Below are 10,256 nucleotides of genomic sequence, written 5' to 3' on the forward strand. Positions count from 1 at the left end.
GCCCACACTATCACCCTCTGCTATAGCGCCTGCCAACAATGACTGCCGGGGCTTGAGAAATGGCTGACGAAACCGATACCAACTACGCCAACCAGTCCAGCGGTTACGGTGTGGAAGTGGAAGCGCCCTTTCCAAAACGACGCCGGGAATTGGTGGAGCCTGAATTTCCACGCAAGCTGCTGGGGGGCTACGCGCATTTTCGCAAAAACCGCCTGTCGCGCGAGCGCGAGCGCTACGAGGAACTGGCCGCTGCCGGACAACGCCCGGACACGATGATCGTAGCCTGCTGCGACAGCCGTTCTGCACCGGAAACGATTTTTGGCGCAGCACCGGGTGAAATGTTCGTGGTGCGAAACGTCGCCAACATCGTACCACCCTACGCCGACACCGGCGACTTTCACGGCACATCAGCTGCGCTGGAATATGCCGTTCAGGAGCTTCGCGTAAAACATATCGTTGTCATGGGCCACGGTCGCTGCGGCGGCATCGGCGCTGTGGTTCAGCAGATGACAGGAGCAGCTTCCAAACCTCTGTCACCGGGCGATTTCATCGGCAAATGGATTTCGCTTCTGGAGCCGGCAGCCGCCCGCATCACCCGCACGGAAGGCGAAAGCGCATCCGACCTTCAGTTCAAATTGGAGGCAGAAGGCATCCGCCAATCCATCGAAAACTTGAAGACTTTTCCGTGCGTTTCCATTCTGTTGGAACGCGAACAACTATCGCTCCACGGCGCATGGTTCGATATTTCAGACGGCGAGTTGTGGACGTTGGACGCCGAAACAGGTGAGTTTGAAAAGCCGTTTGGGTAGATTTCGCTAACGGTCAGATGGCCTCACCGTTCAACAAAGCAGGCGAACTGTCCGAACGGCCAGCGGCCTGATCGATGAACGCGGACTTGAGTTGCGGCAGGCGATCTACGATGCCGAGACCAACGGTACGTAACATGCGAAGCGGGCCGATATCGTTGGAGAACAACCGGTTGAGCACATCGGTGACGACGCCCATTTGGACAGTATCGAACCGGCGCCAGCGCTCGTAACGCTCCAGCGCTGTCACCGAACCGATGTCGAGGCCGAGACGGTCGGTTTCGACGATCACTTGCGCTAATGCTGCGGCATCTTTGAAGCCGAGATTAAGGCCTTGGCCTGCGATGGGATGGATGCCGTGGGCAGCGTCTCCAACCAGCGCAAAGCGAGGGCGGATGAAGTCGCGCGCCAGGGTTAATCCTAACGGAAATGCTTTGCGGGGCCCAGCCAATGAAATTTCGCCCAGCTTGTGACCAAAGCGTTTTTCCAGCTCCAACTCGAAGGTGAAATCGTCTGCCGCCATCAACCGCTTGGCGTTGCCATCCGGCTCCGTCCACACCAGCGACGAGCGGTTGCCTTTATCGGCATCCGGTTTCAACGGCAGCGTTGCAAAAGGGCCACCGGGCAAAAAATGCTCTTCGGCACGGCCATTGTGAGGCCTTTCGTGGGTGACCGTTGTGACAATACCCATCTGGCCATACTGCCAGTTCACCGTGCGAATGCCCGCCTGTTGGCGCAGGCCGGAGCGCACACCATCAGCGGCCACCAGAAGGCGGGTGCGAAGGGTGCGACCGGAACCTAGCGTCACCAGCGTGGCCGGATCTTCGGTTTCGAACTCAGCCACCGTCTCACCGTGCAGCATTTCGATGCCCAGCGTTTCGGCCCGTTCACGCAATGCGCCGACCAGCGCCTTGTTGGGAATCATGTGGGCGAAAGGCTCGCCCTCCTCCACATCTTTGCCACCGGTGCCGAAGGTAAGGAACACGGGGCGCACGGGATCATTCGTGCGGCTATCGGTGACGATCATTTCATTGATCGGTTGCGCGTGGTCGAGCAGGCCATTCCAGATGCCCATTTGGTCCAGCATCCGACCGGCAGCAGCGGCGATGGCCGACGCACGTTCGTCTTTCGACAAGGCATCGGCAGGAGCGGCATCCACCAGCGTCAATTTCAGGTGCGGCGCAGCGTGGGCAACGGCTACAGCAGTGGACAGGCCGACATAGCCGCCACCGGCGATAACAACATCACGAATCTCAACATCACTCATAATCGCACTTTCTGTTTTGGCCCATGCAGATGGGCCTACCAAGCGGCGGCCCGGTGGCGTAACATCACTTCACCTTCCATATGGTGCAGGGCGCGGGATGACACCACCCGCAGCGACCACATGTCAGACAACAATTCCGAACTCACGGCTGTAGAAGAGCTCCTCGCCATACTCGACCTGGAACCGCTGGAGCGCAATCTGTATCGCGGTCGCAGCCCCGCGACGGGTTGGCAGCGCGTTTTCGGTGGTCAGGTCATCGGGCAGGCGCTGGTGGCAGCGCAACGGACGGTGGAAAACGAAGGTGATGACGCCCGCCCCGTCCATTCGCTGCACGGCTATTTCCTGCGGCCCGGTGATCCCTCCGTGCCCATCATCTACGAGGTCGACCGCATTCGCGACGGGGGGTCGTTCACGACCCGTCGCGTGATCGGCATTCAACACGGCAAGGCAATTTTCTCGACGTCGGTTTCTTTTCACAAACGTGAGGAAGGTCTCGACTACCAGATGCCCATGCCGGACATGCCCCACCCGGACACACTAGCCAGCGAAGCTGAACTGAAAGAGAAATTTATGGACCACGCGCCGGATGGCGTGAAAAATTACTGGAAGCGCAAGCGGGCTATCGAGGTGCGTTGGACGTCGCTGGATCATTATCTGTCCCGCGATCCTCAACCACCGCACCAGCATGTCTGGGTGCGCGCCACCGGCCCAATTCCGAAAGATCAGGCGGTACAAGCAGCCGTACTCGCCTACGCGTCCGACATGACCCTGCTCGATACCGCGCTCTTTCCGCACGGGCGCACGGTCTATGATCCCGATCTTCAGACGGCGAGCCTAGATCATTCCCTGTGGTTTCATCGCCCAATTGATATGAACGAGTGGCTGTTGTTCACACAGGATACGCCGAATTCGAACGGCGGGCGTGGTCTGTCGCGCGGGTCACTTTATTCGATAGACGGCACGCTGGTGGCCTCCACCGCGCAGGAGGGACTGATGCGTCCCCGCGACCCATCCCACAGAGCGCAATCAGGAATGCCTAAAAAACAGGCATAAATACATAGGCACATTATTAATGCTCACAATTTGAGCGTAATTCTGCCGCCTTTCAGCCTGCCTTAACTTTTCGTCAATGATTCCAAGCCTCTGCCAAACTGGCACGAGTCTTGAATGTACTTCGTCGTGCCGTGGCGTTTTTGCGCCATGAAACGAATGAAGGCACCGGCGCAGGATCGGTGGCCACAAAGACGGGAACGCAAGACATGAAATTTGTCGTGGCAGTTATCAAGCCGTTCAAGCTCGACGAAGTCCGTGATGCCCTCTCCGCCATCGGCGTGCAGGGTCTGACCGTGACGGAAGTCAAAGGATACGGCCGCCAGAAAGGGCAAAGCGAGATTTATCGCGGCGCTGAATATGCGGTGCATTTCGTACCAAAGCTCAAGCTGGAAATCGCGGTCGACGATGCGCTTGCAGCGCAGGTCGTCGAAGCCATCCAGACCAACGCCTCCACCGGCCAGATCGGCGATGGCAAAGTCTTCGTGCTCGATCTTGAATCCGCCCTTCGCATCCGTACCGGTGAAGCCGGTGCGGACGCCCTTTAACCTTAGTTCAACGGGAATTCCTCCTATGAAACTCGATCTCAAATCTGTTGGACTGGTGGTTGCCACTCTGACGACGATGACAGCGTTTCCTGCCTTCGCGCAGGACGCAGCTGCTCCCGCAGGCGTTTCGCCCGAAGTCGCCTATATCTTCAACACCTTCCTCTTCCTCATCGGCGGCTTCCTCGTCATGTTCATGGCGGCAGGTTTTGCCATGCTGGAAGCGGGCCTCGTTCGCTCCAAAAACGTGTCGATGCAGTGCCTGAAGAACATCGGCCTTTATTCCATTGCTGGCCTGATGTACTGGGTCGTCGGCTACTCGCTCATGTATACGGGCGTTGATGGCGGTTATATCGGTTCCTTCCTGCCCTATTCGTGGGACGTGGTCGGCGCTGGCGATGATGCTGCAAAAGCTGCTCTTCTGGGCACCGGCTATTCCACAGCATCCGACTGGTTTTTCCAGATGGTGTTTGTGGCAACGGCTGCTTCTATCGTGTCCGGCACGGTTGCCGAGCGCATCAAGATCTGGCCTTTTCTGATCTTCGTCGTGTTCCTCACCGGCTTCATCTACCCGATTGCAGGCTCCTGGAAATGGGGCGCTGGTTGGTTGGATGCCATGGGCTTCCAGGACTTCGCCGGTTCGACCCTCGTTCACTCCGTTGGTGGCTGGGCCGCTCTCGTCGGTGCGCTCATCCTCGGTGCCCGCAAAGGCAAATACACTGCTGACGGTCGCGTCGTTCCAATGGTTGGTTCCAACATCCCGCTCGCCACACTGGGTACGTTCATCCTGTGGCTCGGTTGGTTCGGCTTCAACGGCGCTTCGCAGCTTGCTGCCGGTTCCATCGGTGATATTTCCGACGTGTCGCGCATCTTCGCCAACACCAACCTTGCTGCCGCTGGCGGTGTCGTTGCCACGCTGGTGCTGATGCAGATCTTCTACGGCAAGCTCGACGTCACGATTGCATTGAACGGTGCTCTCGCCGGTCTCGTTGCCATCACTGCTGAACCACTTGCTCCATCGCCCCTGATGGCGATCCTCATCGGTGCTGTTGGTGGTGCTATCGTGGTCTTCGCGGTGCCAATGCTCGACAAGCTGAAAATCGATGATGTCGTGGGTGCGATTCCCGTACACCTGTTCGCAGGCATCTGGGGCACACTTGCTGTGCCGCTGACAAATGGTGATGCGTCCTTCGGCGTACAGATCATCGGTATCGCGGCCTACGCAGCCTTCACCATCGTCGCTTCCGCCATTGTGTGGTTTGCGCTGAAGGCCACCATCGGCATCCGCGTCAGTGAAGAAGAAGAGGTCATGGGCCTCGACAAAGCGGAGATCGGCGTCGAAGCCTATCCCGAGTTCACCTACGGTCGCGGCTAACCGACCAACGGACTGGCGGGAGAATTCTTCCGCCAGCTTCGCAGATTTCAAAGCCACGCTGATTGCCCAATGGGCAGCCAGCGTGGCTTTTTCTTTGGGCAACAAGCCATGAGGGAGAAGGCGCCCTTGTCAGTGGAGGTGCATCGCTGAATAACGCACCTCACACCGCTTGAACGCACCGGAAAGGTGCGACGGGCGATCAATTGTCTGGGGAATTTCGATATGGGTGGTGACGTCTTTTTCGTGCTGGTCGGGGCGATTCTCGTCTTCGCCATGCACGGTGGTTTCGCGTTTCTCGAGGTGGGCACCGTCCAACACAAGAACCAGGTGAATGCGCTGGTGAAAATCCTCGTGGATTTTGCGCTCTCCACCATCGCCTATTTCTTCATAGGTTATTCCGTCGCTTACGGCGTGAATTTCCTCGTCTCGGCTGCAACGCTTTCAGGTGGCGAAGGCACGGGCTTTGCGCCGCAGGGCTACGATCTGGTGAAGTTCTTCTTCCTCACCACCTTCGCTGCAGCCGTCCCCGCCATCATCTCAGGCGGCATCGCCGAGCGCATGAAGTTCCTGCCGCAATGCGTGGCAACCGTGATGATCGTCGGCCTGTTCTACCCCTTCTTCGAAGGCATCATGTGGAACGGCAATTTCGGTTTCAACAGCTGGTTGGAAACAACCTTCGGCGCGCCGTTCAACGATTTTGCAGGCTCTATCGTGGTCCACGCAGTCGGTGGCTGGATGGCCTTTGCAGCGGTTATGCTGCTCGGCCCGCGCTACAACCGCTACAGCGCTGACGGAAAGACGCGCGGCATTCCCCCATCGTCAATCCCGTGGCTCGCCATGGGCTCGTGGATGCTTTGCGTTGGCTGGTTCGGCTTCAATGTCATGACCGCCGTATCGCTGGAGGCCGTGTCCGGTCTCGTCGCCATCAACTCGCTCATGGCCATGGTCGGCGGCATCGTAATGGCGTTGATCGTTGGTAAGAACGACCCGGGCTTTGTCCACAACGGCGCGCTTGCCGGTCTTGTCGCTGTATGCGCCGGTTCCAACGTCATGCATCCCATCGGGTCGCTGGTGACCGGCGGTCTGGCTGGCGTGATCTTCGTTTATGGTTTCGACTGGTGCCAGAACAAGCTGAAGCTCGATGATGTGCTGGGCGTTTGGCCTCTCCACGGTCTTTGCGGCCTTTGGGGCGGTCTCGCTGCCGGTATTTTCGGTGTCGAAGCCATGGGCGGCATGGGCGGCGTATCGTTCATGAGCCAGCTTATCGGCTCACTCGCCGGTATCATCTACGCCACCATCGCAGGCGCTATCGTCTATGGCGTTTTGCGCGCGATCATGGGCCTACGCCTTACCGATGAAGAGCAACGGCTGGGCGCTGACCTCACCATTCATAAGATCGGAGCCAACCCCGAAAGCGATATGATGCGCTAAATCGCAATCCATATAGAGCACCAGGTCAGGCCGCTCATTCCTTACGGGAAGGGCGGCCTTTCTTTTTGTGCAGCTTCACGACGAACGGCCCATGGTTAATGCGCCTTTAACCCTGCCCGCCCTAGATTGAGCCGGAACGAACGGTGAATCGGTGCGGCATATGCCGCGTCGCGTCAGAAGCCCATGACGATCTCGGGCATCTGGCGATTGCGTAATGAAGGGATGCGGGCGCGTGAGCATGCAGGCAGACATGATGACGGCGGAGCGGGCAACGGGTTTCGATGGCGAAACCGCCGGTGGCGCACACGATGCGAAGATGGCCAACCGCCGACCCACGATTTCGCTCGTCCGCCTTTTGATCCCCCGCCCCCTGCGCGCGCCACTGCTGCGCGCTGCCGGTTGGGCCATGGGTGCCGCTTGCCTTGCAGGCGCAGTATCGCTCGCCACATGGACCATTTCCGACCCGTCACTCACATTTGCCAACGGCCAGAGCGCTGAAAACTGGCTGGGTTTCTGGGGCGCAAGCTTTGCTGACCTCACCATGCAGTTCATCGGTTTTGCCGCCGTACTGCTGTTGGCCATTCCGATGGTCTGGTCGTTCTTCATCATCCGCAACCGCGATCGTTCTCCGCTCTTACGCCGCATCGGCTTTGCGGTTGCTGCACTTGGTTGCACCAGTGCTGCACTCGGCTGCCTGCCAATCTCTGAAGGTTGGCCGCTGCATGTTGGGCTTGGCGGCGTTGTCGGCGATGCCATCCTGTCTGTTCCCCGCGCCTTTCTCGGCTCGTATCCCGGCGGCATCTTGGCAACAATTATCGGTCTCGCTTTCGCAGCACCTGCAGCTTGGCTTGCTCTTTCGGCAACAGACCTGATCGGCGCTCACGCCACCACCGAAAAGACTGTTGCACAAGAGGATGCACCGTTGGTCGCTGATCCTTATGGCAATGATGATCTCGAAGACGAAGGTCGCGACTGGAGCGGTTTGTTGATGGCTCCCATCGGCATGATCGGTCACTGGGTTTATAGCGCCAAGGCCGCCGTTGCGCGCCGTCGCGCAGAACGTGACCCCTTCGGCGAGAGCACAATCGCGCCTGTAGAACACGCGTCGACACCACGTATCGAACCCGGCTTCAACGCAGGACCAGACTTCGCAACGTCCGGTTCATTCGTCACTCAGGAGCAAGTGGAAGTCACACTAGCTTCAGAGATGGCACCTGCGATGAATATGGAAGCTGCAACGGATGTCGCACCAGCAACCTTCGCAGACCACCGCGTCGTGCTCGACCGCGGACAGGCCCATGCCGATGATGAAGCTGTACCCCACACCGATGCAGCAGTTGCTGCGCCAAAAGTAAAACAGCCAGCAGGCGCACCGCCTCGTAAAATCGTGGCTCGCGCACCGTCTCTCGCCGGTGATCCTGCCAATTTCGAACTGCCCGCGCTCGAACTGCTGTCCGAACAAAAGGCCATGGTGCAAGACCCCACGCTCTCCACCGAAGCGTTGGAAACCAATGCTCGTGAACTCGAAGGCGTGCTGGAAGATTTTGGTGTCAAAGGCCAAATCATCAAGGTCCGCCCCGGCCCCGTGGTCACGCTTTACGAATTGGAACCGGCAGCTGGCGTGAAATCGTCCCGTGTCATCGGCCTAGCCGAAGACATCGCCCGCTCCATGTCGGCAATCGCCGCCCGTGTTGCCGTCGTCCCAGGCCGCAACGCCATCGGCATCGAACTGCCCAACAAGCGTCGCGAGACCGTCTATTTGCGCGAACAATTGAGCTCCAAAGAATTCCGCGAAACCAAGGCCAAGCTGCCCATGTGTCTGGGCAAAACCATCGGCGGCGAACCCGTGATCGCCGACATGGCCAAGATGCCTCACCTTCTGGTCGCCGGTACCACCGGCTCCGGTAAGTCGGTGGCGATCAACACAATGATCCTGTCGCTGCTCTACAAGCATGGCCCGGACCGCTGCAAACTCATCATGATCGACCCGAAAATGCTCGAACTGTCGATCTACGAAGGCATTCCACATCTGCTCACGCCGGTCGTGATCGACCCGAAAAAGGCCGTCGTCGCGCTGAAATGGACCGTGCGCGAGATGGAAGACCGCTACAAGAAAATGTCCAAGGTCGGCGTTCGTAACATCGATGGTTTCAACGCCAAGGTGGAAGAATTCACCGCGCGCGGCGAGCCGATCACCCGCACCGTACAGACCGGTTTCGACCGCGACACCGGCGAGGCGATCTACGAAACCGAAGAGATGGATCTGGAAGCCCTGCCCTATATCGTCGTCGTGATCGACGAGATGGCCGACCTGATGATGGTCGCCGGCAAAGACATCGAAGGCACCGTTCAGCGCCTCGCGCAGATGGCCCGCGCCGCCGGTATCCACGTCATCATGGCGACCCAGCGCCCGTCGACAGACGTTATCACCGGCACGATCAAGGCCAACTTCCCCACCCGCATCTCCTTTCAGGTGACGTCGAAAATCGACAGCCGTGTGATGCTGGGCGAAAGCGGTGCCGAACAACTGCTCGGCATGGGCGACATGCTTTACATGGCCGGTGGTGGCCGCATCACCCGCGTCCACGGACCTTTCGTCGACGACCAGGAAGTCGAAGACATCGTCAACCACCTGAAAATGCAGGGCGTGCCGCAATATCTCGAAGCCATCACGGAAGAAGATGATGAGGACGAAGGCGGCAGCGATGGCTCGTCGGGCGGCGGTAATATGGAAGACAGTGATGATCCCTACGATCAGGCGGTTGCCGTGGTGTTGCGTGACCGCAAAGTGTCGACATCCTACATCCAGCGTCGCCTCTCCATCGGCTACAACCGCGCCGCTTCGCTCATCGAACGCATGGAACAGGAAGGGCTGATCTCGGCCGCCAACCATGCCGGCAAACGCGAAATTCTTGTTCCTGCCGAAGATGAAACAATGTGATGCAAACGATCACATAGTGACACGAATTCTGCCCGACTTCAGCCGTTTTCGGGGCAGATAGACCAGATTGAAGCCTTCAAGCCCAACCGTTCGGGCTGAACAGCGAAAGAGAATACGACATGGCAAACTTCGCAACCGTTCTGCGCAACTCCGCCATTGCGGCGCTTGTGGTTATGATCGCGGGCATCGCGAGCCTCATGGCAAACCCGGCCAGCGCCAAGGTGACGAACGCTGACAAAAAAGCCGTCGCGCAGATTTCGCAGCATTTTTCCAGCGTGCCATCCATGGCGGGCGAGTTCATTCAGTTCGGCCCCAACGGCGAACAGACTGGCGGCAAATTCTACCTCCAGCGCCCCGGCAAAATCCGCTTCGATTATGCGAACCCCTCGCCGATCACGGTAAAGGCCGATGGCAAGACGGTCGGCATCAACAACAAGAAGCTGAAAACGTGGGACTTCTTCCCGCTGCGCAAAACACCGCTACGCCTGCTGCTGTCCGACAAGATCGATGTGAACGACAAGTCCATCAAATCTGTAAAGCGCGAGAAAGACCTGACCACCGTCATGCTGGCCAACAAATCAGTCTTCGGCAATTCCAAGATCACCATGATGTTCGACCCGGAAACCTCCGACCTGCGCCAATGGACGATCACGGACGATCAGGGAAAAGACACCTCGGTCATGATCTTCAACGTGCAGAAAAACGTAAAACTGTCGAAACGCCTGTTTTATATGAATCAGCGTGAAATTCTGCAGCGCATGCAGAACAGCAACGACCGCTAGCCTCACCGCACAAAGTTTTTAGCCAAAAGGGGCGGATCTTTTCAAAGGTCCGCCCCTTT

8 protein-coding genes are annotated in these 10,256 nt (G+C 58.4%); 7 read left to right on the forward strand and 1 reads right to left on the reverse strand.

Going from position 1 to position 10,256, the window contains the following annotated elements; all coding sequences use genetic code 11:
- Positions 1-59 precede the first annotated feature (59 nt).
- Positions 60-809 (forward strand): carbonic anhydrase, encoded by a 750-nt coding sequence (locus R2A130_RS15470; RefSeq protein ID WP_009758766.1) that lies wholly within the window; start codon positions 60-62, stop codon positions 807-809.
- Between the two features lie 13 nt (positions 810-822).
- On the opposite strand, the gene R2A130_RS15475 is transcribed toward R2A130_RS15470, so the two are convergent.
- Positions 823-2,073, reverse strand: coding sequence for a ubiquinone biosynthesis hydroxylase (locus R2A130_RS15475; RefSeq protein WP_009758767.1), 1,251 nt, complete (start codon positions 2,071-2,073; stop codon positions 823-825).
- 120 nt (positions 2,074-2,193) lie between these two features.
- Between R2A130_RS15475 and R2A130_RS15480 the strand changes: the two genes are divergently transcribed.
- The 6 genes from R2A130_RS15480 (at position 2,194) to R2A130_RS15505 (ending at position 10,197) form a co-directional block, all read left to right on the forward strand.
- Positions 2,194-3,126, forward strand: a complete 933-nt coding sequence (locus R2A130_RS15480; RefSeq protein WP_009758768.1) for an acyl-CoA thioesterase II — start codon at positions 2,194-2,196, stop codon at positions 3,124-3,126.
- Between the two features lie 206 nt (positions 3,127-3,332).
- Positions 3,333-3,671 (forward strand): P-II family nitrogen regulator, encoded by a 339-nt coding sequence (locus R2A130_RS15485; protein WP_009758769.1) that lies wholly within the window; start codon positions 3,333-3,335, stop codon positions 3,669-3,671.
- 25 nt (positions 3,672-3,696) lie between these two features.
- Positions 3,697-5,043, forward strand: a complete 1,347-nt coding sequence (locus tag R2A130_RS15490) for an ammonium transporter (RefSeq protein ID WP_009758770.1) — start codon at positions 3,697-3,699, stop codon at positions 5,041-5,043.
- 222 nt (positions 5,044-5,265) lie between these two features.
- Positions 5,266-6,474 (forward strand): ammonium transporter, encoded by a 1,209-nt coding sequence (locus R2A130_RS15495; protein ID WP_009758771.1) that lies wholly within the window; start codon positions 5,266-5,268, stop codon positions 6,472-6,474.
- 406 nt (positions 6,475-6,880) lie between these two features.
- Positions 6,881-9,415 (forward strand): DNA translocase FtsK, encoded by a 2,535-nt coding sequence (locus R2A130_RS15500; protein ID WP_247869285.1) that lies wholly within the window; start codon positions 6,881-6,883, stop codon positions 9,413-9,415.
- Positions 9,416-9,534: 119 nt separating this feature from the next.
- Positions 9,535-10,197, forward strand: a complete 663-nt coding sequence (locus tag R2A130_RS15505; RefSeq protein WP_009758773.1) for an outer-membrane lipoprotein carrier protein LolA — start codon at positions 9,535-9,537, stop codon at positions 10,195-10,197.
- Positions 10,198-10,256: the final 59 nt, after the last annotated feature.

Origin of the sequence: Ahrensia sp. R2A130, assembly GCF_000179775.1 — a bacterium.
Taxonomy (GTDB): Bacteria; Pseudomonadota; Alphaproteobacteria; order Rhizobiales; family Rhizobiaceae; genus Pseudahrensia.

Excerpts from the sequence above, each read along its gene's own strand:
- R2A130_RS15470 (WP_009758766.1), top strand. The coding sequence starts at position 60 with ATGGCTGACGAAACCGATACCAACTACGCCAACCAGTCCAGCGGTTAC.
- R2A130_RS15475 (WP_009758767.1), bottom strand. The coding sequence starts at position 2,073 with ATGAGTGATGTTGAGATTCGTGATGTTGTTATCGCCGGTGGCGGCTAT.
- R2A130_RS15480 (WP_009758768.1), top strand. The coding sequence starts at position 2,194 with ATGTCAGACAACAATTCCGAACTCACGGCTGTAGAAGAGCTCCTCGCC.
- R2A130_RS15485 (WP_009758769.1), top strand. The coding sequence starts at position 3,333 with ATGAAATTTGTCGTGGCAGTTATCAAGCCGTTCAAGCTCGACGAAGTC.
- R2A130_RS15490 (WP_009758770.1), top strand. The coding sequence starts at position 3,697 with ATGAAACTCGATCTCAAATCTGTTGGACTGGTGGTTGCCACTCTGACG.
- R2A130_RS15495 (WP_009758771.1), top strand. The coding sequence starts at position 5,266 with ATGGGTGGTGACGTCTTTTTCGTGCTGGTCGGGGCGATTCTCGTCTTC.
- R2A130_RS15500 (WP_247869285.1), top strand. The coding sequence starts at position 6,881 with ATGGGTGCCGCTTGCCTTGCAGGCGCAGTATCGCTCGCCACATGGACC.
- R2A130_RS15505 (WP_009758773.1), top strand. The coding sequence starts at position 9,535 with ATGGCAAACTTCGCAACCGTTCTGCGCAACTCCGCCATTGCGGCGCTT.